Raw genomic sequence first — 23,154 nt, forward strand, 5'->3', positions numbered from 1 at the left:
GGGATCACTGCTTGGCTGCGGCGGCCGGCGCGCTGGCGTCGGCCTGGAACGGGTGCGGCTTGACGGCGGCGCCCGGACGCAGCTTGATGATGTTGTCGACGACGACCTGGTCGCCGGCCTTCAGCCCCTGCTCCACCAGCACGTCCATGCCGACCTCCTGCGAGGTGACGATGGGACGCGGCGCCACCTTGCCGTCGGCGCCGACGACCCAGACCATCTTGCCCTGCTGGCTGGTCAGCACCGCGCGTTGCGGCACGGTGATGGCGGCGGTGCGCACCGCGCCGTTCAGCTGCACGCGGACGAACTGGCCCGGCAGGATGCCGCCTTGCGGGTTGGCGAAGGTGGCGCGCGAGCGGATGGTGCCGGTGGTGGTGTCCACCAGGCTGTCGGTGAAGTTCAGGTGGCCGGTCTTGCCGTAGACGCTGTTGTCGGCCAGCTTCAGCTGCACTTCGAAACCGCCGCCGTTGGCCAGCTTCAGCTTGCCTTCGCGCTGCATCTTGCGCAGGTTCAGCATGTCGCCGTCGGACATGCTGAAGTTGACGTAGATCGGGTCCAGCTGCGAGATCTTGGTCAGCAGGCTGGCGTCGGCGCTGGTGGCCACCAGGCTGCCCTCGGAGCGGGCTTCCTGGCTGGTGATGCCGGAAATCGGCGCGGTGACGCGGGTGTAGCCCAGATTGATGCGGGCCTGTTCCACCTGCGCCTGGGCGGCGGCGACCTGGGCCTTGGCCGAGTTGTAGGCGGCCACGGCGTCGTCGCGGTCCTTCTGGCTGACGGCGTTTTCCTTGAACAGCGGCATGATGCGCTCGAAATCCTGCTTGGTGCGCGCCTGTTGCGCCTGCTGCACCTGCAGATTGGCCTGGGCCTGATCCAGCGCCGCCTTGAACGGCTCGGGGTCGATCTGGAACAGCAGGTCGCCGGCCTTGACCGGCTTGCCCTCGGTGTAGGAGCGTTTCTGCAGGATGCCGCCGACGCGGGCGCGCACCTCGACTTCGCGGGAGCCGGCCGCCTGGCCGACGAATTCGTACGACACCGGCACATTGGCCGGCTCGACCTTGATCACGGCCACCGGCACGGGCGGCATCGCGCCGCCGGCCTGGGCGTCGGGCTTCTGGCCGCAGGCCGCCAGGCTGGCGGCCACTACGCCCAGCAGCAAGCCGCGCGCGGCGCGCGGCAGGGTTGCAGTTGCTTGCATGGTATCGAGTCCTCGAAAGCAGAATCCGGAAGGAGTGGGATTTGTTTTTGATCAGTAAGGAGAATGGTCTGGATTGTCATATCTCCAATCTTCGGCATTTTACATACATGCGCGTCTGTATGTAAAATGAAGAAATGTCCGGCAATGTAAAAGCTCCGCGATATCGCCGGGCGATAAGCGTTAAAATTCATTAATTAGTACTAGTTCTAGCAAAGTATCCAGATATGGCACGGAAGACACGCGAAGAGGCGGAGCAGACGCGACAGCAACTGCTGGACGCCGCCGAGCGGCTGTTCAGCGAGCATGGAGTGTCGCGCACCACATTGGCGGATATCGCCGCCGCCGCCGGCCTGACCCGCGGCGCGGTGTACTGGCATTTCCAGAACAAGCTGGACCTGTACCGCGCGATGTTGGACCGGGTGTCGGCGCCGTTCGACGACATCCGCGAGCTGCTGCTGCTGGCCGCCGCCGCCGATCCGGCCCGCGCGCTGTGGGACCACAGCCACCGGTTGCTGGGGGTGATCGAGCACAATCCGCAGGTGCGCCGCATCCTGCTGATCCTGTTCATGCGCAGCGAACATGTCGGCGAACTGGCGCCGATACACGAGGAGTGCGTCGCGCACATGCACGAGGCGCGCGGAATGCTGAGCCAGGTGGTGAAGGCCGCCAAGGACAGGGGCCAGACCTACGACTGCATCGATCCGGACGAGGTGGCGGTGGCTTTGCAGTCGCTGCACGACGGCCTGATGAACCGCCTTCTGGTGGAAACGCCCTGTCCGGACGCCACCCATGCCGCCAGCCGGCTGTTGCAATATTTGTATCGCGGCATTTTCCTGCCGCCGGTAATGGAACAACTTACCACTTGCGGCTGAGCCGGCGCTATAATTGCGCTTTTTTCTCAAGCCACTAGCGCGCGATCCATCCGGACGGCGTCGCCTTGGTGGCCACATGGTTTTCATGTCCCACGCAATCGAAATCGAAGCCGTCAGCAAGCGCTACGGCCAGCTGCAGGCGCTGGATAAGGTGAGCTTCTCCGTGGCGCCGGGCGAGTTCTTCGCGCTGCTCGGTCCCAACGGCGCCGGCAAGACCACGCTGATCTCGGCGCTGGCCGGTCTGGCCCGCCCCGACAGCGGCAGCATCCGGGTGATGGGCCGCGACGTGGTGCGCGACTTCCGCGACGCGCGGCGCGCGCTCGGCGTGGTGCCGCAGGAGCTGGTGTTCGACCCCTTCCTGTCGGTGCGCGAGACGCTGCGCTTCCAGTCCGGCTACTTCGGCCTGTCCCGCAACGACGCCTGGATAGACGAATTGCTGTTCAAGCTGGGCCTGGCCGACAAGGCCGACAGCAATATGCGCGCGCTGTCCGGCGGCATGAAGCGGCGGGTGATGGTGGCGCAGGCGCTGGTGCACCGGCCGCCGGTCGTGGTGCTGGACGAACCCACCGCCGGCGTCGACGTCGAGCTGCGTCAGAGCCTGTGGACCTTCGTCCAGGAACTGAACCGCGCCGGCACCACCATCGTGCTGACCACCCACTACCTGGAAGAGGCGGAAGCCTTGTGCGGCCGCATCGCGATGCTGAAGAAGGGCAAGCTGTTGGCGCTGGAGAACAAGGACAAGCTGTTGGCGCACAGCGCGCGCCGCGAAGTGGCGGTCACGCTGTCCGGCCCGCTGCCGGCCAGCCTCGTGCCGCGCAAGCTGCGCGACGACGACGGCCGCGTGATGCTGGAGCTGGCCGACCTGTCCGAACTGGAGAGCGTGCTGGCGACGCTGCGCGAGGCCGGCGTCGAAGTGCGCGAACTGAATGTGGTGGAGGCCGACCTGGAAAGCGTCTTCGTCAAGATGATGAATGGAGGCGCCGCATGATCGGCTTCCTGACCCTGTTCAAGAAGGAACTGGTGCGCTTCTGGAAAGTGGCGTTCCAGACGGTGGCGGCGCCGGTGCTGACCGCGCTGATGTACCAGCTGATCTTCGCCCACGTGCTGTCCAAGCATGTCGAGGCCTATCCCGGCGTCGGCTACACCGCCTTCCTGATTCCCGGCCTGGCGATGATGTCGATGGCGCAGAACGCCTTCGCCAACAGCTCCAGCAGCCTGATCCAGTCCAAGATCACCGGCAATATCGTGTTCCTGCTGCTGCCGCCGCTGACCGCCGCGGAATTCTTCCTGGCCTATCTGCTGGCCTCGGTCGTGCGTGGCCTGGCCGTCGGCGCCGGCGTGCTGCTGGTGACCGGCTGGTTCGGCCTGCCGTTGCCGGCCCAGCCGTTGTGGGCCCTGGTTTTCGCCGTACTCGGCTGCGGCGTGCTGGGCGCGCTGGGCGTGATCGCCGGCATTTGGGCGGAAAAATTCGACCAGCTGGCCGCCTTCCAGAACTTCCTGATCATGCCGCTGACCTTCCTGTCCGGCGTGTTCTATTCCATCCACAGCCTGCCGCCGTTCTGGTACGCCGTTTCGCACGTCAACCCGGTGTTCTACATGATCGACGGCTTCCGCTACGGCTTCTTCGGCCAGGCCGACGTCAATCCCTGGCTGTCGGCCGGCGTGGTGGCCGGCAGCTTCGCGCTGCTGTGCGCGCTGGCGCTGGGGCTGATCCGCTCCGGCTACAAGCTGCGTCACTGAACCTTATTCGCTATTCGCACCGGACAATCAAGATGACTCCAGAGCAAGTCAAACAATATATCGAGGCCGGCCTCGACTGTACCCATCTGCATGTGGAAGGCGACGGCCACCACTTCTACGCCACCGTGGTGTCGGCCGCCTTCGAGGGCAAGCGCCTGATCGACCGCCATCGGATGGTTAAGGAAGTGATCGCCAGCCGTCTGGCCAGCAACGAAATCCACGCGCTCTCCATCGTCAAGGCGGCCACGCCGGACGAGTGGGCCAAACAGCAAGCCTGAAAGCATCACCATGGATAAACTGAAAATCGTAGGCAACGGTCCGCTGAACGGCGAGATCCGCGTTTCCGGCGCCAAGAACGCCGCGCTGCCGATACTGTGCGCCGGCCTGCTGACTGCCGACACCATGCGCTTCACCAATGTGCCGATGCTGCGCGACATCGCCACCACGCAGAAGCTGCTGCAGGGCATGGGCGTGCGGGTGATGACCGACAATGTGCACGAGGTGGAGATCACCGCCTCGCAGCTGGACAGCCTGGTGGCGCCGTACGATCTGGTGAAGACCATGCGCGCGTCCATCCTGGTGCTGGGCCCGACGCTGGCGCGCTTCGGCGAGGCCACGGTGTCGCTGCCCGGCGGCTGCGCGATCGGCAGCCGTCCGGTCGACCAGCACATCAAGGGCCTGGTGGCGATGGGCGCCGAGGTGTCCATCGAGCACGGCTACGTCAAGGCGCGCGCCAAACGCCTGCGCGGCGCCCGCGTGGTGATGGACATGGTGACCGTCGGCGGCACCGAGAACCTGCTGATGGCCGCTACGCTGGCCGAAGGCACCACCATTCTGGAAAACGCCGCGCGCGAGCCGGAAGTGACCGATCTGGCCAACTGTCTGGTGGCGATGGGCGCCAAGATCAGCGGCATCGGCAGCGACCGCCTGGTGATCGAGGGCGTGGAAAAACTGCACGGCGCCGAGTATTCGGTGATGCCGGACCGCATCGAGGCCGGCACCTTCCTGGTGGCCGGCGCGATGACGCGCGGCCACATCGTGCTGCGAAACGCCGCGCCGAAGAGCATGGAGGCGGTGCTGGACAAGCTGGCCGAGACCGGCGCGCTGATCGAGTGCGGCGACGACTGGATCTCGCTGGACATGAAGCAGCGCCCGAAGGCCGTCAACTTCCGCACGCTGCCGTACCCGGCGTTCCCGACCGACATGCAGGCGCAGCTGATGACGCTGAACTGCGTGGCCGAGGGCGCCGGCGTGGTGACCGAGACCATCTTCGAAAACCGCTTCATGCACGTGCCGGAACTGAACCGCATGGGCGCCAACATCGAAGTGGAAGGCAATACTGCCATCATCAAGGGCGTGGATAAGCTGTCCGGCGCCACCGTGATGGCCACCGATCTGCGCGCGTCCGCCAGTCTGGTGATCGCCGGCCTGGTGGCCGAGGGCGAAACCATCGTTGACCGCATCTACCACCTGGACCGCGGCTACGAGCACATCGAGAAGAAGCTGGGCGCCGTCGGCGCGCTGATCGAACGCATCGGCTGATCCGGCCTCACGCCAGTCCAGACGCCGCGTCCTTTCGGACGCGGCGTTTTTCATCCGTCCACCGGCTTGCTAGTGTCATTTTTCATCTCGCGGCGGCGGAGAACAGCGGACAATATCGCAATCGGCCCATTCCCCAGGAGAGAGAGCATGCTGTCGGACACCCCCTATCGCATTCTGTCCATAGACGGCGGCGGCCTGCGCGGCATCATCGCCCTGGTGGTGCTGGAGCGGCTGGACCAGGCCGCGCCCGGCTGGCGCGACGGCGTCCACATGCACGCGGGCACGTCGACCGGCGCCTTGATCGCGCTGGGCCTGGCCCGGGGCCTGACGCCCGGCCAGCTGCTCGAGCGCTACCGCGAACAGGGACCCAGGCTGTTTTCCCGCAGCCTGGGATGGCGGCTGAAAACGCTGAACGGCCTGATCGGTCCGCGCTACGACGGCGCGAAGCGGGAGCAGGTCTGTCGGGACGATCTGGGAGAGGAGAGCACGCTGGCCTCGCTGTTGCGCGACGGCGGCCGCCGCGGCCACGTGCTGGTGCCGGCCTTCAATCTGGACGGCGATCCCCGCTTGCCCGAGGGCCTGCGGCGCTGGAAGCCCAAGGTCTACCACAATCTGCCGACGCTGGACGGCAGCGACGACGGCGCGGAGCTGTCCTGGCGGGTGGCGATGCGCAGCTCGGCGGCGCCGACTTACTTCTCCTCTTTCGACGGCTTCGTCGACGGCGGCGTGTTCGCCAACAATCCGGCGATGTGCGCGCTGGGGCAGACGCGCGACGCGAGGCTGCGGACGCCGATTCCGCCGGAATCGGTGGCGATGCTGTCGCTGGGCACCGGCGTCAACGCCATCCATCTGGCCGGCGACGCCGACTGGGGCTATTGGCAATGGGGCCGGGACATCGTCGAATTGCTGATGGACGGCGTCAACGACGTGGCGGACTTTCAGGCGCGGCAGCTGCTGGGGGAGCGGCGCTATCTGCGGGTGTCCACCTTGCTGGATCAGCCGGTCTCGCTGGACGATGTCGGCCAGATGGCGCGGCTGGAGCGGATAGCCGCTCAGATCGACCTGAGCGAGGCGATCGGCTTCGTCGATGGCTGGCGATTCGCCGCGACCGCGTTGCCGGGCGGCGGAGAGGCCGTCGGTCTCGCCTGATCCCTTAGAACCTGTTCGCGATCTTTTTCCAAGCAGCGCAGCCCAGCCTGGCTGCCCTTCGGGGCCGTTTGCCGGCGCATGGCTTTGTCAAACGCCCCTTGCAGTGAACGACACTGGGGCGGGCTGCTTTCCGCACCCTGCATCCGACAAAAAATGGCCGCTGCCGGAAAAAGATCGTGAACAGGTTCTTATTGGCCCGGCCGGGCGGCGGCGTAGGCCGGCGAGCCGCGCACGATGGCGACGGCCTGCCAGATTTTCTGCGCCAGCGCCGGGTCGCGCTGATAAAAGGCGTGCGAGAAGATCAGATAGTATGGTTTGACCGCCAGCGGCGGCTCCAGCTTGTCCAGCCGGCCCTGCAGCGCCGGCTCGGCGGCGATGGCATCGTCGGCGGACCGGCTCTGCAGCGCGGCGCCGTCGACGCGGCCCAGCAAGACCTTGTGCAGGATGACCGATACATTGTGCGAGCTGCTGTCCACCGCCAGGCCGAGTTGCTGTAGCTGGGCGATCACCGAAAACCCGGCCTGGGCGGCGATGCCCTTGCCGGCGCCGACGACGCGGCGGCCATCCCAGCCAAGGCCGCCGTCCTTGACGCGGTACAGGCTGTAACTGTCGGTCAGCATGCGCAGCGCGACGTCGGCCTGGTCGTTCTTCATCGGAAACACGCCCAGTTCCATTCGCTGCGGCGTGAAGCTGATCTTGTACAGGCCATCTATCCGACCCGACTTCACTTCCGACATGCAGCGCACCCATGGCAGCGCTTCGCTTTGTATGACGATGCCGAGGCGCCGCGAAACCATGGCCATCATGATCTGGCTGAGGCCCCGTCCGTTTTCCAGCAGCCACGGATAGGACGGCGCGTCCTCGTGGCAGAGGCGGACGACGCGGGGCTGGGCGGCGGCCTGGCACAGCCACAGGCAGGCGCATAGTCCGGACAGTGCTCGGATCATCGATGGCGGCGTCTGGCAATGAAGTTGTCATCAGTATAGGAGGGACGGAAAAAAAGGCGGCCCAAGGCCGCCTTCGCTTATCGCCGGCGCCGCCGGGCGCGGCTCAGGCCTTTTTGACGAATTCCGATTTCAGGCTCATCGCGCCGATGCCGTCTATCTTGCAATCGATGTCGTGGTCGCCGTCCACCAGGCGGATATTCTTCACCTTGGTGCCAACCTTGACCACCAGCGACGAGCCCTTGACCTTCAGGTCCTTGATCACGGTGACGCTGTCGCCGTCCTGCAGCGTGTTGCCGACGGCGTCGCGCACCACGCGCTGCTCCTCCGCCGGCGCGGCGGCATCGCCCGACCATTCGTGCGCGCACTCCGGGCAGACCAGCATCGCGCCGTCCTGATAGGTGTATTCGGATCCGCATTGCGGGCAGGCGGGCAATTGACTCATGGTGTTTCCTGACGAATTGAAAATGAAAACGGCCGCCTGGCTGCGCTTGGCGCCGGGCGGCGGGGGTATTGTAACCCTACTCGCGCCAGGGCCGCTGGCCCGCGAATGGCTTAAGCGGGATTCGGCGCGCGCGGCAAAAAAATGGCGCGCCTCCCGAGGGAGGCGCGCCTGTCGGTTTGCGCAGCCGCTTTATTGCGCGACCGAAGCGCCGGTTTCCATGCTGGCCGGCGCGGAGGCCGCGGCCTTGCGCTCGGCCGCCGGAGCGGAGCTGTCGCCGCCGGGGCTGCTCATCAGCTCGTCCAGGTTCAGATTGTCGGTCGGCTGGGTCGGGTCCGGCTGGCCCAGCTGTTTGGCGCGGTACTGCATATAGATGTCGCGGGTGTAGCTGTAGCGATCCACCGCGGCGGTATCGAGCAGACTGTCGGCGCCGGTGCCCAGCAGCTTGGCGCGGGTGTTGACGCCGTACAGGCCGTAGAACACGATGGCGCCGTTGCGGTCGTGATGATAGATGGCCTTTTCCGGACCCGGCATCGCCAGCGAGGCGGCGAGGCCGGTACCGTCGCGCACCGTGGACGGGCCGAAGAACGGCACCACGAAGTAGTCGCTGTTCTTCCAGCCCCAGGAGGCCAGCGTGTCGCCCAGCGTGGTCTTGTTGTTCTTCAGGCCGGCCTGGTCGGCGATGTCGATCAGGCCGAACAAGCCGAAGCTGGTGTTCATCGCCACACGCATGAAGTCGTTGGCGGCTTTTTCCGGCTCGGCGCGCATCAGGTTGAAGGCGAAGCTGTAGACATCCTTCAGATTGTCGAAGAAGTTGCCGACGCCGGTGCGCACAGGGGACGGCACCACGGTCTGGTAGCCCTGGGCCAGCGGCTTCAGCACCCACTGGTCGGCCTTGTCGTTGACCTTGAACATCGCGCGGTTGTACGGCTCGTACGGGTCGTAGGCTGTGGTCGGGTTGCTGGCGCAGCCGGCCAGCAGCAGCACGGCCATCGCGGCTAGAAATTTGGCTCGCATATCATTCTCCGGACAGCAGCGGTCCCAGGTCGTACAGGCCGGCCAGCGCGGCCAGCTCCGCCGGCACGCCGGCCAGCGTAAGCCGGTGCCCGGCGGCCCGGGCGGCGCGGCGCGCCGCCAGCAGCAGCGCCAGCGCGGCCGAGTCGGCGGCTTCCACGCCGGACAGGTCCAGCCGCAGCGGGCCTTGCGCGGCCAGCTGGGTCAGCGGGCGCGCCAGCGCCGCGCTGCTGTTCATGTCGATGCGGCCCAGCAGGCTGGCCGCGCCGGGTGCGGTGGTTTTCAGCATCAGCCCTTGCCCTTGGCGGCCGGCGCCGGGGAGGCGTTCTTGTCCTGCAGCAGCTTGATCAGGCCATCGACGCCGTTCTTGCGGATTTCCTCGTTGAAGCTGTTGCGGTACACGGTCACCAGGCTGGCGCCTTCGACGCTGACGTTGTAGATTTTCCAACCCTTGTCGCCCTTGTACAGCACGTAGTCGACCGACACCGGATTGGTGTTGCCCGGCAGGGTGACGCCGGACTTGACGGTGACGTCGCGGCCGTTGGCGCCGGCCACCGGGGTCGGTTGAACGTTCACCTGGGCGGTCTTGAACCGGATCATCGTCGACGAATAGGTGCGCACCAGCAGCGTCTGGAATTGCTGGGTCAGCTCGTTGCGCTGCTCCGGCGTCGCCTGGCGCCAGCCCAGGCCCACCGCCAGCGCGGTCATGCGCGGGAAGTCGAACAGCGGCACGGCGATGGTTTCGGCCTGCTGGCGCACCTGCTTGGTGTTCTTGCCGTTGTCCTGTTTCAGGACGTCCAGCACCTGACGGGAGCCGTCCTTGATCAGATCGACCGGATTATCGCCGGCGGCCAGCGCCTGGGTGGAGGACAGGCCCAGCATCAGGCAGAACAGGGTGAGCAGTTTCTTCATTTCTATGATTCCAATTCACAAGTCGGGCGGCTGCTTGCCGCATGGAGGGTTGGCCCCGTTTGCGACGCTTATTTGCTTGCGTCTTTGCCGGTGAAACCGGTCATGAACTTGCCGATCAGCTGCTCCAGCACCATCGCCGACGAGGTGATGGTGATGGTGCCGCCGGCCGCCAGATTGGTCTCCGAGCCGCCTTGCTGCAGGCCGATGTATTGCTCGCCCAACAGGCCGGAGGTCAGGATGGACGCGCTGACGTCGTCGCTGAGCTGGTACTGCTTGTCGATATTCATCGCGACGCGGGCGCGGTAGGTTTTCGGGTCCAGGCGGATGTCGGCGACGCGGCCGACCAGCACGCCGGCTTCCTTGACCGGCGCCTTCGCCTTCAGGCCGCCGACATTGTCGAAATCGGCGTAGACGACATAGGTCTGCGACGCGCTCTGCGGCGTCAGATTGGCCACTTTCAGCGACAGGAAGGCGACGGCGGCGATGCCCAGGGCGACAAAGATGCCGACCCACAAATCAATGGTAGAGCGTTTCATTCGGTTTTTTCCTAGAACATGAAGGCGGTCAGCACGAAGTCCAGCGCCAGAATCGCCAGCGCCGAGGTGACCACGGTGCGGGTGGTGGCGGCCGACACGCCGGCGGCGGTCGGCGTGGCGTCGTAGCCTTCGAACACGGCGATCAGGGTGACGGCGACGCCGAACACCAGGCTCTTGACGATGCCGTTGATCACGTCGTAGTGCAGATCGACATTGCCCTGCATCTGCGACCAGAAGGTCCCGGCGTCCAGGCCTATCATCACGACGCCGACCAGATAGCCGCCGAACACGCCGACGACGTTGAACAGCGCGGCCAGTATCGGCATCGAGATCACGCCTGCCCAGAAGCGCGGCGCGATGACGCGGGCGATCGGATCGACCGCCATCACGCTCATCGCGTCCAGCTGCTCGGTGGTCTTCATCAGGCCGATCTCGGCGGTCATCGCGCTGCCGGCGCGGCTGGCGAACAGCAGCGCCGCCAGCACCGGACCCAGCTCGCGCAGCAGCGCCAGCGCCACCATCGCGCCCAGCGCGTCGGCCGAGCCGAACTTGACCAGCGTGGTGTAGCCCTGCAGGCCCAGCACCATGCCGACGAACAGGCCGGAGACGACGATGATGATCAGCGACATCACGCCGGCGAAGTACATCTCGCGTATTGTCAGCTGCAGTCTGAGCAGGCTCTGGCCACTGTTGGCCAGGATGGCCAGCAGGAAGCGGCTGGCGAAGCCCAGCCGCCAGACGGCGTTGATGGTGGCGTGGCCGAGGCGGCGTAGCGGCGAGGTGATCAGGTCAAGCATGCGCGCCTCCTTGCAGGCCGAGGTCGTCGGCCAGCGTGGTCGCGGCCGGATAACTGTAATGCACCGGGCCGTCGGCCTCGCCGTTGATGAACTGGCGCACCCACGGCGAGTCGGACTGGCGAACCTCGTCCGGCGAACCCTGGGCGATCACCTGGCCGCCGGCGAGGAAGAGCACGTGGTCGACGATTTCCAGCGATTTGTGCACGTCGTGGGTGACCATCACCGCGGTGGTGCCGAGCGCGTCGTTCAGTTTCTTGATCAGCAGCGCGATCACGCCGAGCGAGATCGGGTCCAGGCCGGTGAACGGCTCGTCGTACAGCATCAGCTGCGGATCGAGCGCGATCGCGCGCGCCAGTGCGACCCGGCGCGCCATGCCGCCGGACAGTTCGGCCGGCATCAGCTGCTGGGTGCCGCGCAGGCCCACCGTCTCGAGCTTCATCGCGACCAGGTCGCGGATCATGTCTTCCGGCAGCCGGGTATGCTCGCGCAAGGGGAAGGCGACGTTGTCGGCGACGTTGAGGTCGGTGAACAGCGCGCCGAACTGGAACAGCATGCCCATGCGGCGGCGGTGCTGGTACAGCTCGGTCTTGCTCATCCGGCCGAGATCCTTGCCGTCTATCAGCACTTGTCCGGACTGGGGACGGATCTGGCCGGAGATCAGCCGCAGCAGGGTGGTCTTGCCGCTGCCGCTGCCGCCCATGACGGCCACCAGCTTGCCTCGCGGCACGCCGAGGGTGAGATTTTTCAGGATGGGTCGATCGCCGTAGGCGAAATCGACGTTCCTGAATTCGATGAAATTGTCTGAGGACACGAACATTCCAAACGGCTTGCAGGGGGATTCCATTGTCGGACTCCGGTGAGACGGCGAAATTTCACCGAGTTCACCGTCGCGGCGGAGCGGAGCCGTGGCTGCGGTGAGGAGGCGCCGCGATGGTCGAGACGGCGGCGCGTTCCGGTCTCGGATAGCTGGATTTTATAGCGTCGGGGATATTCCGCCAAATCTCGCTATGTTACGGCGTGCAAAATGGCCCATTATTTATGATAATGGCATTAAATAACGGTAGGAGTGTTGCCATAATGGCACACCGGCCGCGACGAAGCCCGTCGTCGCGGCCGGCGCGGCGCTTACACGCCGCGCAGCAGTTCGTTGATGCTGGTCTTGCTGCGGGTCTGCGCGTCCACCTTCTTGACGATGACGGCGCAGTACAGGCTGTGGCTGCCGTCCTTGGACGGCAGGTTGCCGGATACCACCACCGAGCCCGGCGGCACGCGGCCGTACATCACGTCGCCGGTTTCGCGGTCGTAGATCTTGGTCGACTGGCCGATGTAGACGCCCATCGAGATCACCGAGCCCTCGCCGACGATCACGCCCTCGACGATTTCCGAGCGCGCGCCGATGAAGCAATTGTCCTCGATGATGGTCGGGTTGGCCTGCAGCGGCTCCAGCACGCCGCCGATGCCGACGCCGCCGGACAGGTGCACGTTCTTGCCGATCTGGGCGCAGGAGCCGACGGTGGCCCAGGTGTCCACCATCGCGCCTTCGTCGACGTAGGCGCCGATATTGACATAGGACGGCATCAGCACGGTGTTCTTGGCGATGAAGCTGCCCTTGCGCGCGACCGCGCCCGGCACCACGCGGAAGCCGGCTTCCTGGAAGCGGGCCGGCGACCAGTCGGCGAACTTGGTGTCCACCTTGTCGAAGTAGCGGTTGACGCCGTCGTCCTGCACCGCGTTGTCGCGGATGCGGAACGACAGCAGCACGGCCTTCTTCACCCACTGGTTGACCACCCAGTCGCCGTCCTGTTTCTCGGCGACGCGCAGGCGGCCGGCGTCCAGCTCGGCGATGACCTGCTCGATCGCGGCCTTCAGTTCCGGCGACACGGTGGCGGGGGTGATTTCGGCGCGGTTCTCGAACGCCTGTTCGATCAGGCTTTGGATCGGATGCATTTGGTTCAGTCCTTTGGCAATGTGAATCGAAGTCGTCATCTAATATTCAGTTCGGTCAGGGCGGTTTGGCGTTGGCGGCAGAATTCTACAATTCTTTCGGCGGCGGCCACGCATTCGGCCGCCTCCGCCACCAGCGCGATGCGGATGTAGCCGCGGCCGGGATTGGCGCCGCCGGCGTCGCGGGCGAGGAAGCTGCCCGGCAGCACCGTCACGTGCCGCGCGGCGAACAACTCGCGGGCGAAGGCCACGTCGTCGCCGTCCGGCACCTTGGCCCACAAGTAGAAGCCGGCGTCCGGCATCGCGACGTCCAGCACCGGCGACAGCAGCGGCAGCACTGCGGCGAATTTGGCGGCGTAGGCGGCCCGGTTGGCCTCGACATGGGCCTCGTCGGCCCAGGCGGCCTGGCTCGCCGCCTGCACCGTCAGGCTCATCGCGCTGCCGTGGTAGGTGCGGTACAGCAGGAAGTCCTTCAGCACCGCGGCGTCGCCGGCGACGAAGCCGGAGCGCATGCCGGGCACATTGGAGCGCTTGGACAGGCTGGTCAGCATCACTAGCCGGTCGAGGCCCCGGCCGAGCGCGCGGGCGGCGGACAGGCCGCCCAGCGGCGGCGCGTCGAAATAGATTTCGGAATAGCATTCGTCGCTGGCGATGACGAAGCCGTGGCGGTCCGACAGCGCGAACAGTTTCTCCCAGTCCGCCAGACCCATCACCGAGCCGGTCGGGTTGCCCGGGCTGCAGACGATGACCAGTTGCGCGCGGCGCCAGACTTCATCGGGCACCGCGTCCCAGTCCGGCTGGAAGCCGCGGCCGGCTTCGCAGTTGACGTAGTGGGGCTCGGCGCCGGCCAGCAGTGCCGCGCCCTCGTAAATCTGGTAAAAGGGATTCGGGGACACCACCACCGGGCGCTCGGCGGCGTCGGGGTCGATCAGGCACTGCGTCAGCGAGAACAGCGCCTCGCGGCTGCCGTTGACCGGCAGCACCTCGCGTTCCGGATCCAGCGGCACGCCGTAGCGGCGCTCGGCCCAGTCGGCGCAGGCGCGGCGCAATGCCAGCGTGCCCTGCGTCGCCGGATAGCCGGACAGGCCGGCGAGATTGTCGCACAGCGCCTGCTTCACCCGCTCCGGCGCCGGATGCTTGGGTTCGCCCATCGCCAGGCTGATGTGGGGCAGCGCGGCCGGCGGCGCGGCGTCGGCCAGCAGGGCGGCCAGGCGCTGGAACGGATACGGGTGCAACTGGGTCAGGCGCGGATTCAACGCGGCGTCTCCATTGATCAATCACAATCGACCATCTTAAAACAGCCATGGCACCTGTAAAACAAAAAATCGTCGCCACCTCCGGCATCCTGACCACCGCGCTGGTGTGGGGGCTGATGTGGTACCCGTTCCGCAGCCTCAACAGCCAGGGCGTCAGCGTGGCGATGGCCTCGCTGGCCACCTATCTGGTCACCATCGCGGTGGGGCTGGCGGTGTTCTTCAATCTGTATCGCCGCCAGTTCCGTTTCGAGCCGGTGCTGTTGCTGCTGACGCTGGTGTTCGGCTGGTGCAATTTCAGTTACACGCTGGCGGTGGCCGAAGGGCAGGTGATGCGGGTGCTGCTGCTGTTCTATCTGTCGCCGCTGTGGACGGTGCTGCTGTCGCGGCTGCTGTTGCACGAGCGGCTGACCCGCAGCGGCTGGCTGGTGGTGGGGCTGTCGCTGCTGGGCTGCTTCGTCTTCATCTACCGGCCGGGACTGTTCAGCGGCGGCCTGCCGCTGACGCACCGCTACGAATGGCTGGCGCTGTCCGGCGGCATGGCCTTCGCCTTCGGCAATGTGATCAGCCGCCGGGCGCACGCGATTCCGGTGCCGGTGAAGTCGGCGTCGATCTGGTTCGGCGTCGCCTTGATCGGCGCGTTCAGCCTGTTCCAGAGCGGCGAATTGCACAAGATGCTGACCATCCCGGCCGACAGCTGGCTGGTGCTGGCCATCCTCGGCGTGGTGCTGTTGTGCACCAGCGTGGTGTCGCAGCACGGCTTGTCCATCCTGCCGGCGACGCAGGCGATGACGCTGATGCTGATGGAGCTGGTGTTCGCCGCGATTTCCGCCTATCTGCTGGCCGGCGAGGCGATGACGGCGCAGGAATGCCTGGGCGGTGCCTTGATCGCCGGCGCCAGCCTGCTGTCCGGCCAGATGACGCAGCCGGCGCAGCCGAAGCCGCAACCGATACCGTAAAGATTCAGGAAGCAAGATGCAGATCAGACCGATGCAGCCGCAGGATTTCGCGGCATTCTGGCCGGTGTTCCGCGCGGTGGTGTCCGCCCGCGAGACCTATGCCTTCGACCCGGACATGGACGAGCAGGCGGCGTACAGGCTGTGGTGCGAGGCGCCATTGGAAACCTGGCTGGCCGAGGACGGCGGCGAGCTGCTGGGCAGTTATTTCCTCAAGGCCAACGCCGCCGGACCCGGCGGCCACGTCGGCAATTGCGGCTATATGGTGGCCGAGGCGGCGCGCGGCCGCGGCGTGGCCCGCGCGTTGTGCGAGCACTCGCAGCTTCGGGCGCGAGAGCGCGGCTTCCTGGCCTTGCAGTTCAACAGCGTGGTGGCCACCAACGAGGCGGCGGTGGCGCTGTGGCGGAAACTGGGCTTCGACGTCGTCGGCCGGCTGCCGCGCGCCTACAGCCACGCGGTCCACGGACTGGTGGACTGCCTGGTGATGTACAAATGGCTGGGCGAGGCGGACACGCCGGCGATGCCGGAGCCGGTCAAGCTGATAGGCCGCAAGAATATCGAGGCGACGGTGTCGCGGCGGCGCAGGCGGGACTGAAGGGCAAGGCCCGCCCCGCGGCGGCGGGGCGGGAGAGGACGGCTTACAGGCTGTTCAGATACTGTTGCAGCGCCTTGATATTGCTGTCGTAGGCGGACGGGGTGCCGAGCTCCACGCCGCCGCTGCGCACATAGTAGGCGAACGGCACGCCGCGGGTGGCGAAGAAGGGCAGGAAATCGTCCGGCTGCAAGGTGCTGCCGTTCAGCCCTATCGCCCAGTTATTGGCCTTGTAGCGGTTCAGCTGCTCGATCGCGCCGTGGACGGCGATGCCCTCCGAGCTGCGGATCAGCGCGATGTAGTGGTTCAGCGTGTCGATGTCGGCTTGGTAGGCCGACGGCTCGCCGACGCTGACGCCCTGGGCGCGGACGTAGTAGGAGAACGGCAGCTGGCGCTCGTTGAAGAAGGCCAGGAAGCCGTCGGGCGCCAGATCGTCGCCGTTCAGGCCTATCGCCCAGTTTTTCGACTGGTAGTCCTTCAGCTGCTTGATGGTGCCGTTGACGGCCTCGATCTCTTGCTTGGCCGGAACATTCACTGCGGTGCTGTGTGCCATGTCGGGACTCCTGCTGTGGGTTGGTCAACAGCAGAAGGCGAGAGGGGGGAGCGGCGTGTCCATCGCGGGTCTCCGTTGCCGCCGGGAGGCGGGAATGAGACTAGCCTATCGCTGGCCGCCGAAGACCGGTACTGGGCGATGGTACGGCGGCCGATTGGCTGGAAATGGCCTATAAATGCAGGTATATCGCGACGTTTCTCTGCAAGATTTCGAATTTATAAATCCGATTCCGCGATAAGGCCCGGCCGCCGCTCAATAATGCGGCGGGATGTCGTCGCGCGGCGAGCCGCCGGGGCCGTCGTCCGGTTGCGCGCTTCTGAACTGCTGGTACAGCAGGCGGATCTGCTGTTGCAGCAGGTCGATCTCCCTTTGCTGGCGCGCGACGGTGTCGTTCAGCGCGTCCAGCAGTTCGTCCTGGAAGGCGAGGCGCACTTCCAGCGCCTCGACGCGGTTTTCGGTATCGGTATTCATGCCGGCCATTCTACAACACCATCGCCGCGATCCAGCCGGCCGTCATCAGCGGCAGATTGAAATGCAGGAAGGTCGGGATCACCGTGTCGCGCAGGTGGTCGTGCTGGCCGTCCAGGTTCAGGCCTGAGGTCGGGCCCATCGTCGAGTCCGACGCCGGCGAGCCGGCGTCGCCCAGGGCGCCCGCGGTGCCGATGATGGAGACGGTGGCCAGCGGCGAGAAGCCCAGGTGCGCGCACAGCGGCACGTAGATGGCGGTGAGGATGGGCACGGTGGAGAACGACGAGCCTATGCCCAGCGTCACCGTCATGCCTATGGCCAGCATCGCCAGCGCCGCCAGCGGTTTCTGGCCGTCGAACATCGCCGCGCCGGCCTTGACCAGCGGCGCGATCTCGCCGGTGGCGCGCAGCACCTCGGCGAAGCCCTGGGCGGTGATCATCGTGAAGCCCACCATCGCCATCATCTTCATGCCCTCGTTGAACACGCCGTCTGCGTCCTTCCACTTCACCACGCCGGCGGCGAGGAAGAGCAGGAAGCCGGACAGCGCGCCCATGATCATCGAGTCGGTGTACAGCTGCACCGAAAACGCGGCGACGATGGCGGCGAAGGCGGTGGCCAGCGATTTGCGGCTGACGCGGGCGCGGGTGCGCTCGGCGTTTTCGATCTTGCCCAGCGAATAGCGGCGCGGCTTGCGATAACTGACGAACACCGCCGACAGCAGGCCGACCACCATGCCCAGCGCCGGGATCGCCATCGCGCGCATCACATTGATGCCCGAGATGTCCATGCCGGCCTTGGCGGCGTTGCCGAGCAGGATCTGCTTCAGATAGATGTCGCCGAAACCGACCGGGAACACCATATACGGCGTCACCAGGCCGAAGGTGATCACGCAGGCCACCAGCCGGCGGTCCAGCTGCAGCCGCGCCATCACGTAGAGCAGCGGCGGGATCAGCATCGGGATGAAGGCGATGTGTATCGGCACCAGGTTCTGGCTGGCGACGCTGACGCAGCCCAGCAGCACGATCAGCGTCCATTTCAGCTTGCGGTGGGCGCTGGCGTGTTCCAGCTTCTGCACCGCCAGATCGGCCATCGCGTGCGGCAGGCCGGATTTGGCGATGGCGACGGCGAAGGCGCCCAACAGGGCGTAGGACAGCGCGACCGAGGCGCCGCCGGTGATGCCCTGATTGAAGGCGGCGAGGGTGGCGGGCAGCGACAGGCCGCCGGCGAGGCCGCCAACCAGGGCGCCGATCAGCAGGCTGATGACGACATGGGTGCGCAGCAGGGTCAGGGTGAGCATGGCGCCCACGGCTAGTACAACGGCATTCATTTGTATAGACAAATCAGTTACTTATGCGCGCTAGCGCGGGCCGGGCAGGGTAGCCGTTTTTGCCGTCGCTGTCGAGGATGGGCGACAATACCGCCGTTTTTATATCAAAAAGAAATAGCAATAAAATTTCATATTCCTATGGGAAATTAAGAGCAGCCTTTACAGTCAAGTCATCAGCTGAATCCGCGCGACACGCAAGGAGGCAAGATGGAAGCGCTGCTGGTAGGGGCCGACAGCCTGGGCAATATCCCGGAAGTCCTGCGACAGTACGACATCCGCATCGCCCGCCACATCTGCGGCCGCAATGTCGCGCATCAGCGCCGGGTGCCGCTGCCCGGCCGGCCGGACCTGTTGATCCTGCTGACCGATTTCCTCGGCCACAACGTGATGCGGCATTACCGCGACCGCGCCGCCGCGCTGGGCATCCCGGTGCTGGCCTGCCGCCGTTCCGCCACCGCCGTCGAGCAACGCCTGCTTCACCACGGCTGGAGGCCGCTGTCATGATCTTTTCCGGCAATGAAAACTGGCTGGCCTGGCTGTTGGGCCGCACCGCGCTGCAGGCGCCGCCGCGGATCGACTGGCTGCGCGTCCGCCGCGCCGCGAAGCCGCCGGTGGCCTGAGTCCCGCGCTTCTGCGAAACTCCGCCTCGTCGACCGCGTCCAAGCGGTCTGTCCGGCTTGCGCCGGCGTTTGGTGATCCGACAGGGGGAGTCTTGATGTTTTCCGTTGAATTCAAGGTGCGCGACTACGAGTGCGACATGCAGGGCATCGTCAACAACGGCGTGTATTTCAATTATCTGGAACATGCCCGGCACGAGTTCCTGCTGGCGAAAGGCATAGATTTCGCCGAGCTGGCGCGCGACAAGATCCACCTGGTGGTGGTGCGCTCCGAGATGGACTACAAGGCCTCGCTGACCAGCGGCGACCAGTTCGTCGTCACCGTCGCCTTCGAGCCGGTGTCGCGCGCGCGCTTCGGTTTCCGCCAGATGGTGATACGCCAGTCCGACGGCAAGGTGGCGCTGGAGGGGCTGGTGATAGGCACCGCCCTGAACGAGCGCGGCCGCCCGTCGATACCGGAAGGTTTCGTGGACAGGCTGACCGCCTGAGTCTGCCGTCGCGTCTATTCCGTCAGCGTTTCCGGCCGGATGCCCCACTGCTCGCGCAGGAAGGTTTGCCCGGCCGGCGTGAGGCGCAGCGCGCGGCCATCCCGCCGCCGCTCCACCCAGTTCCGTTGCAGGAATTCCCGGCACAGCGCCGCGCCGAGCGCGCCGGCCAGGTGCGGCCGCCGTTCGCTCCAGTCTAGACAAGCCCGCGCCAGCGGCCGCTTGCCGCCGGTCGGCGCCTCAACCGCCAGCGTCGCGGCGAACCAGTCGCGGCCCGCTTCCGTCACCGCGAATTGTCTTTCCTCGTCCAGCAATAGCAGACCGTCCGCCAGCATCGCGTCGGCGATGGCGATGCCCAGCCTGCCCGCCAGATGGTCGTAGCAGGTGCGCGCCAGCCGCAATTCCGGCGCCACCCGGCTGGCCGCGCGCGGCCGGGCCAGATCGTGGCCGTGGGCCGCCGCGCTCAGCGCTTCCAGCGCCTGGGCGATCGCGGCGTTGGCCAGCAGGTAGTAGCGGTGGCGGCCATGCCGCTCCACCTTGACCGCGCCGCCTTGCAGCAGCTTGGCCAGATGGTTGCTGGCGGCCTGCGCGCTGAGGCCGGCGTGCTGAGCCAGCTCGCTGGCCGGATAGCTGCGGCCGTCCAGCATCAACAGCAGCATCAGGGCGCGGCCGGGGTCGGCCAGCAGGCTGGCCAGGCGGCTGATGTCGGGAAGATGGGCGGCGGTCATGGTTCACTCCAGCGTGAAACATAGTGGCGGATGCCTGGCTACGATACGGTTATCCGAACGACATGCCAAGGAGTTTCGCCATGAGGGCCTTGCTGGATTATCTGAACACTTGCTGCCTGAGCGAGTCGCAGCTGCTGTTCCGCTGCGGCCTGACGCCCGAGCGGCTGGAGGCGCTGCAGCGGGAGGGGCGCGCGCCGCTGCCTTCCTATCGATTGCGCTGCGCCGGCGCCGTCACGTCCTTTTTCGGTGAGCACGCGCTGGAAGGCGAGCTCGCCTGGTATCCGCAGGCGATGGCCGAGTGGCTGATCGCGGCCGAACATGCCGACGCGGCGGCGCTGCGCGCGCATTTCGAGCGGCGCTACCGGGCGGAGCTGGCGCGTCTGACGGAACAGGGGCTGGCCGTGGAGCCGGCAGGCGGTCTGGACGAGGAATGGGCGCATTTCCTGGCCGGCACTTACGGCGTCTGCACCCGTCACGGCCGGGTCGAGCAGATCGCAGCCAAGGGCGCGATGGTGGCCCTGATAGACCGGCTGACGGAACGCCAGGCCCGCGTTTCGCTGCCGGCGCCGGAGTTGGCCCTGCTGCGCCGGGCGGTCGATCTGCTGGACGAGGTGGAGGCATGGTTCGCGCCGCACGAGCGCGCGGCCAGTTCCCGCGCGCGCTGCGTCGACGGCGTGCGGCGGCGATATCTGGGAGGCGGGGCGTGAGCGCCTGGCCGGAGCACGCGCTGGCCGCCGCCGGCCATCGCGATCCCTATCCTTATTACCGGGCGTTGGCGCGGGACGGCTGGCGTCGCGACGAGAAGCTGGGGCTGTGGCTGGCCGCTTCGCGCCAGGCGGTGAGCGCGGTGCTGGGCAGCCCCGTCTGCCGGGTGCGGCCGGCGCGGGAGCCGGCGCCGGCGGCCATCGCCGCATCGCCGTTGGGCGAGGTTTTCGGCCGCTGGCCGCGGATGAGCGACGGCGAGGCGCACGCCCGCCTGCGGGCGGCGGTGGCGGCGAGTCTGGCGGCCTTGTCTTTGGACGAGGCGGGGGAGACGGCGCGGCGGCTGGCGCGGACTTTCCTGGCGGCCGGCCCGGTAGACGGCCACCGGCTGGACGGCCTGGTCGATTTTCTGCCGGTCGCCGCGCTGGCTTCGTTGCTGAGCTGGCCGGAAGCGGCGCTGGCGGACGCGGCCGAAGGGATCGCGCGGGTGTGCCGGGCCCTGGCGGCCGACGCCGACGATGCGGCGCGGGAGCGAGGCGTGGACGCCTGCCAGGCATTGATGGCGGCGCTGACCGGCTTGCCGGCGACCGGCTGGCTCGGGCGCTGGCGCGCCGAGTTCGCCGGTCTGGACGACGCCAGCCTGCACGCCAATCTGCTCGGCATCCTGTTTCAGGGCCGAGACGCCGGCGCCGGGCTGCTGTCGGCCGGCATCGCCTGGCGTTGCCGGGGCGAGTGGAACCATGGCTATCCCGCCGAGTGGCGCGCGCGGCTGCGGCAAGACCCGGTGCTGCACCACACCCGGCGCTTTGTCGAAGAGGACACGGTGCTGGCCGGCCAGGTTTTGCGGGCCGGCGATCAAGTGCTGGTCCTGCTGGCCGCCGCCTCGCACGACCCGGCTGGGCCGGACGAGGCGATGGACTTCGGCCGCGGCCGGCATGCCTGCCCGGGCGAGGCGCTGGCCCTGGCCATCGCCGGCGGCGCCTTGAGCGTATTGGAGGAGTGCCGTCCGGATTGGCGGGCGCTGGGCGGCGGCATCGCCTTCCGCGGCCCGCCCAATGTCAGAATGCGCCGCTTCGGCGCCGGAGAATGAATATGATCGCGGTGATTTTCGAGGTGACGCTGGCCGATGGCGGTCGCGAGGCTTATCTGCAATGGGCGGCCAGGCTGGCGGACGAGTTGCCGAAGATCGACGGCTTCGTGTCGATAGCGCGTTTCCAGAGCCTGGCGCGGCCGGACGCCTTGCTGTCGCTGTCGTTCTGGCGCGACGAGGCGGCGGTGGCGGCCTGGCGCAATCTGGAGTCGCACCGGATGGCGCAGCAGGCCGGGAGGGGAGGGCTGTTCGCCGACTATCGGCTGCGGGTGGCGGAGGTCTTGCGCGACTACGGCATGGGCGAGCGGGAACAGGCGCCGGACGACAGCCGCGAGGCGCACTCAGCCTGAGAGCAGGGCCTTGATCACATAGAGGTCGAAGCGGGTGGACTTGCCGTCCAGCACCGCCGAAGGCTTCACGCCGGCGATGGCCGCGCCCAGGCGCGGCCGTTTCACCACCACCCGCACCCTGGCGGCGGCGATCGCGGCGGCCAGCAGCTCGGCGCTGTCCATATCGTCGCCTATCACATGCTGGAAGGCCTGCATGTCTTTCTTGGCGGCGGCGGATTTCTTGTCGGTGTCGGGGAACATCGGGTCGACGAAGACCACGTCGGGGCGCTGCTCGTCGGCGAGGCCGGCCAGCCACTCGCGCGAGTTGGCGTGCACCAGCGTCATCCGCGCGGCGATGTCGCGGGTGGCTTCGTCGCGCTCCGCCCGCTCCAGCGCGTCGGCCAGCAGCGCCGCCGCCACCGGCGAGCGTTCCACCATCGTTACCCGGCAGCCCAGTGTGGCCAGCACGAAACTGTCGCGGCCCAGGCCGGCGGTGGCGTCGACCACGTGCGGCAGATCCTTCGCGCCCTTCAATCCCACCGCCTTGGCCACCGGCTGGCCTCGGCCGCCGCCCTGTTCGCGACGGTGGCGCGCGGCGCCCTCGACGAATTCGGCGTAGACCGCGCCGTGTTTGCCGGTGGTCAGCAGCGCCAGCCGCTCGCCGTTCAGCTCCAGCCAGTAGCCGTTCGTCGGCTGCTGCCGGATCAGCGGCAGGGCGAAGCGTTCGCTCAGGCGGCGGGCGGTATCGAGGCGGGCGGGTTCGGCGCAGTAAAGCGGAGTGGCGGTCATGGGCGGTCCTTGCAAGCTGTTGCGCACGATACGGGATGCGCCGCCGCGCCGCAAGCCGGCGCCGTCTTCGGCAGCGATTACGTAGTTTTATCTAAAAACCATTTACCTATGTGACATGTTCTTATGCCGCTGATTAGTCTATCCATTTAATTGGATCGTCTTCGTGATGTCGCTGTCGGCA

At 66.8% G+C, this 23,154-nt stretch carries 29 protein-coding genes; 13 read left to right on the forward strand and 16 right to left on the reverse strand.

The genetic code is table 11. From position 1 onward, the window contains the following. Positions 1-4 precede the first annotated feature (4 nt). Positions 5-1,192 carry an efflux RND transporter periplasmic adaptor subunit gene (locus tag CXB49_RS21945; RefSeq protein ID WP_101710337.1) on the reverse strand — a complete coding sequence of 396 codons (1,188 nt, stop codon included), beginning with the start codon at positions 1,190-1,192 and terminating at the stop codon, positions 5-7. A gap of 224 nt (positions 1,193-1,416) precedes the next feature. Between CXB49_RS21945 and CXB49_RS21950 the strand changes: the two genes are divergently transcribed. The 6 genes from CXB49_RS21950 (at position 1,417) to CXB49_RS21975 (ending at position 6,495) form a co-directional block, all read left to right on the forward strand. Continuing rightward, entirely contained in the window at positions 1,417-2,064 is a 648-nt protein-coding gene (locus CXB49_RS21950) for a TetR family transcriptional regulator (protein ID WP_101710338.1), read from the forward strand. An 85-nt stretch (positions 2,065-2,149) separates the two neighbouring features. Next, the gene (locus CXB49_RS21955) at positions 2,150-3,052 is read left to right on the forward strand and encodes an ABC transporter ATP-binding protein (protein WP_101710814.1); all 903 of its coding nucleotides are present in this window, start codon (positions 2,150-2,152) and stop codon (positions 3,050-3,052) included. Next, the gene (locus CXB49_RS21960; RefSeq protein ID WP_101710339.1) at positions 3,049-3,804 is read left to right on the forward strand and encodes an ABC transporter permease; all 756 of its coding nucleotides are present in this window, start codon (positions 3,049-3,051) and stop codon (positions 3,802-3,804) included. Before CXB49_RS21955 ends, CXB49_RS21960 begins: the two co-directional genes overlap by 4 nt. Positions 3,805-3,836: 32 nt before the next feature. Beyond that, positions 3,837-4,082, forward strand: coding sequence for a BolA family protein (locus CXB49_RS21965; protein ID WP_101710340.1), 246 nt, complete (start codon positions 3,837-3,839; stop codon positions 4,080-4,082). 10 nt (positions 4,083-4,092) lie between these two features. Further along, positions 4,093-5,346, forward strand: coding sequence for a UDP-N-acetylglucosamine 1-carboxyvinyltransferase (gene murA / locus CXB49_RS21970; protein ID WP_101710341.1), 1,254 nt, complete (start codon positions 4,093-4,095; stop codon positions 5,344-5,346). Between the two features lie 147 nt (positions 5,347-5,493). Next, the gene (locus CXB49_RS21975; RefSeq protein ID WP_101710342.1) at positions 5,494-6,495 is read left to right on the forward strand and encodes a patatin-like phospholipase family protein; all 1,002 of its coding nucleotides are present in this window, start codon (positions 5,494-5,496) and stop codon (positions 6,493-6,495) included. A gap of 188 nt (positions 6,496-6,683) precedes the next feature. Here CXB49_RS21975 and CXB49_RS21980 read toward each other — a convergent pair whose 3' ends face one another. From CXB49_RS21980 to dapC, 10 genes are all read right to left on the reverse strand, one after another. Further along, positions 6,684-7,442, reverse strand: coding sequence for an ABC transporter substrate-binding protein (locus tag CXB49_RS21980; RefSeq protein ID WP_101710343.1), 759 nt, complete (start codon positions 7,440-7,442; stop codon positions 6,684-6,686). A gap of 103 nt (positions 7,443-7,545) precedes the next feature. Beyond that, a complete protein-coding gene (locus CXB49_RS21985) occupies positions 7,546-7,884 on the reverse strand; it encodes a zinc ribbon domain-containing protein YjdM (RefSeq protein ID WP_101710344.1) in 339 nt (112 codons plus the stop codon). Positions 7,885-8,073: 189 nt separating this feature from the next. Beyond that, positions 8,074-8,898, reverse strand: a complete 825-nt coding sequence (locus CXB49_RS21990; RefSeq protein WP_101710345.1) for a VacJ family lipoprotein — start codon at positions 8,896-8,898, stop codon at positions 8,074-8,076. A 1-nt stretch (position 8,899) separates the two neighbouring features. Then, a complete protein-coding gene (locus tag CXB49_RS21995; protein ID WP_101710346.1) occupies positions 8,900-9,184 on the reverse strand; it encodes an STAS domain-containing protein in 285 nt (94 codons plus the stop codon). Continuing rightward, a complete protein-coding gene (locus tag CXB49_RS22000) occupies positions 9,184-9,807 on the reverse strand; it encodes a phospholipid-binding protein MlaC (protein WP_101710347.1) in 624 nt (207 codons plus the stop codon). The genes CXB49_RS21995 and CXB49_RS22000 overlap by 1 nt, the downstream gene beginning before the upstream one ends. Before the next feature lie 68 nt (positions 9,808-9,875). Continuing rightward, entirely contained in the window at positions 9,876-10,343 is a 468-nt protein-coding gene (gene mlaD / locus CXB49_RS22005; protein ID WP_101710348.1) for an outer membrane lipid asymmetry maintenance protein MlaD, read from the reverse strand. 11 nt (positions 10,344-10,354) lie between these two features. After that, positions 10,355-11,140, reverse strand: a complete 786-nt coding sequence (mlaE, locus tag CXB49_RS22010) for a lipid asymmetry maintenance ABC transporter permease subunit MlaE (RefSeq protein WP_101710349.1) — start codon at positions 11,138-11,140, stop codon at positions 10,355-10,357. Beyond that, a complete protein-coding gene (locus tag CXB49_RS22015; RefSeq protein WP_199406736.1) occupies positions 11,133-11,951 on the reverse strand; it encodes an ABC transporter ATP-binding protein in 819 nt (272 codons plus the stop codon). Before CXB49_RS22015 ends, mlaE begins: the two co-directional genes overlap by 8 nt. A 314-nt stretch (positions 11,952-12,265) precedes the next feature. After that, positions 12,266-13,087 (reverse strand): 2,3,4,5-tetrahydropyridine-2,6-dicarboxylate N-succinyltransferase, encoded by an 822-nt coding sequence (dapD, locus tag CXB49_RS22020; protein ID WP_101710815.1) that lies wholly within the window; start codon positions 13,085-13,087, stop codon positions 12,266-12,268. A gap of 35 nt (positions 13,088-13,122) precedes the next feature. After that, positions 13,123-14,340 (reverse strand): succinyldiaminopimelate transaminase, encoded by a 1,218-nt coding sequence (gene dapC, locus CXB49_RS22025; protein ID WP_101710351.1) that lies wholly within the window; start codon positions 14,338-14,340, stop codon positions 13,123-13,125. A gap of 47 nt (positions 14,341-14,387) precedes the next feature. Between dapC and CXB49_RS22030 the strand changes: the two genes are divergently transcribed. Further along, the gene (locus CXB49_RS22030; RefSeq protein WP_101710352.1) at positions 14,388-15,296 is read left to right on the forward strand and encodes a DMT family transporter; all 909 of its coding nucleotides are present in this window, start codon (positions 14,388-14,390) and stop codon (positions 15,294-15,296) included. Positions 15,297-15,312: 16 nt separating this feature from the next. Next, complete coding sequence (locus CXB49_RS22035) at positions 15,313-15,888, forward strand: GNAT family N-acetyltransferase (RefSeq protein WP_233492890.1); 576 nt, start codon at positions 15,313-15,315, stop codon at positions 15,886-15,888. Between the two features lie 43 nt (positions 15,889-15,931). On the opposite strand, the gene CXB49_RS22040 is transcribed toward CXB49_RS22035, so the two are convergent. From CXB49_RS22040 to CXB49_RS22050, 3 genes are all read right to left on the reverse strand, one after another. Further along, the gene (locus tag CXB49_RS22040) at positions 15,932-16,438 is read right to left on the reverse strand and encodes a hypothetical protein (protein ID WP_101710353.1); all 507 of its coding nucleotides are present in this window, start codon (positions 16,436-16,438) and stop codon (positions 15,932-15,934) included. A 252-nt stretch (positions 16,439-16,690) separates the two neighbouring features. After that, positions 16,691-16,909: a SlyX family protein gene (locus CXB49_RS22045; protein ID WP_369826514.1), complete on the reverse strand. Its 219-nt coding sequence runs from the start codon at positions 16,907-16,909 to the stop codon at positions 16,691-16,693. Between the two features lie 10 nt (positions 16,910-16,919). Continuing rightward, a complete protein-coding gene (locus tag CXB49_RS22050) occupies positions 16,920-18,233 on the reverse strand; it encodes a Na+/H+ antiporter family protein (RefSeq protein WP_101710355.1) in 1,314 nt (437 codons plus the stop codon). Positions 18,234-18,440: 207 nt separating this feature from the next. On the opposite strand from CXB49_RS22050, the gene CXB49_RS22055 reads away from it, so the two are divergent. Both CXB49_RS22055 and CXB49_RS22060 read left to right on the forward strand, forming a co-directional pair. Then, positions 18,441-18,737, forward strand: coding sequence for a DUF2325 domain-containing protein (locus CXB49_RS22055; protein WP_101710356.1), 297 nt, complete (start codon positions 18,441-18,443; stop codon positions 18,735-18,737). A 211-nt stretch (positions 18,738-18,948) separates the two neighbouring features. Next, positions 18,949-19,338, forward strand: a complete 390-nt coding sequence (locus CXB49_RS22060; RefSeq protein ID WP_101710357.1) for a thioesterase family protein — start codon at positions 18,949-18,951, stop codon at positions 19,336-19,338. Positions 19,339-19,352: 14 nt separating this feature from the next. On the opposite strand, the gene CXB49_RS22065 is transcribed toward CXB49_RS22060, so the two are convergent. Beyond that, positions 19,353-20,063, reverse strand: a complete 711-nt coding sequence (locus CXB49_RS22065) for a helix-turn-helix transcriptional regulator (protein WP_101710358.1) — start codon at positions 20,061-20,063, stop codon at positions 19,353-19,355. 80 nt (positions 20,064-20,143) lie between these two features. Here CXB49_RS22065 and CXB49_RS22070 point away from each other — a divergent pair, with 80 nt between their 5' ends. Genes CXB49_RS22070 through CXB49_RS22080 form a run of 3 tightly spaced genes read left to right on the forward strand, consistent with a single transcriptional unit; the run spans position 20,144 to position 22,205 of the window. Next, on the forward strand, positions 20,144-20,770 hold the full coding sequence (locus tag CXB49_RS22070) for a DUF6058 family natural product biosynthesis protein (protein ID WP_101710359.1): 627 nt from the start codon (positions 20,144-20,146) through the stop codon (positions 20,768-20,770). Further along, the gene (locus tag CXB49_RS22075; RefSeq protein WP_101710360.1) at positions 20,767-21,855 is read left to right on the forward strand and encodes a cytochrome; all 1,089 of its coding nucleotides are present in this window, start codon (positions 20,767-20,769) and stop codon (positions 21,853-21,855) included. The genes CXB49_RS22070 and CXB49_RS22075 overlap by 4 nt, the downstream gene beginning before the upstream one ends. Before the next feature lie 2 nt (positions 21,856-21,857). Further along, on the forward strand, positions 21,858-22,205 hold the full coding sequence (locus tag CXB49_RS22080; protein ID WP_101710361.1) for an antibiotic biosynthesis monooxygenase: 348 nt from the start codon (positions 21,858-21,860) through the stop codon (positions 22,203-22,205). On the opposite strand, the gene CXB49_RS22085 is transcribed toward CXB49_RS22080, so the two are convergent. Beyond that, positions 22,197-22,973: a class I SAM-dependent methyltransferase gene (locus CXB49_RS22085; RefSeq protein ID WP_101710362.1), complete on the reverse strand. Its 777-nt coding sequence runs from the start codon at positions 22,971-22,973 to the stop codon at positions 22,197-22,199. The genes CXB49_RS22080 and CXB49_RS22085 overlap by 9 nt on opposite strands. Between the last annotated feature and the right edge of the window lie 181 nt (positions 22,974-23,154).

This window comes from Chromobacterium sp. ATCC 53434, from assembly GCF_002848345.1.
Classification (GTDB): Bacteria; Pseudomonadota; Gammaproteobacteria; order Burkholderiales; family Chromobacteriaceae; genus Chromobacterium.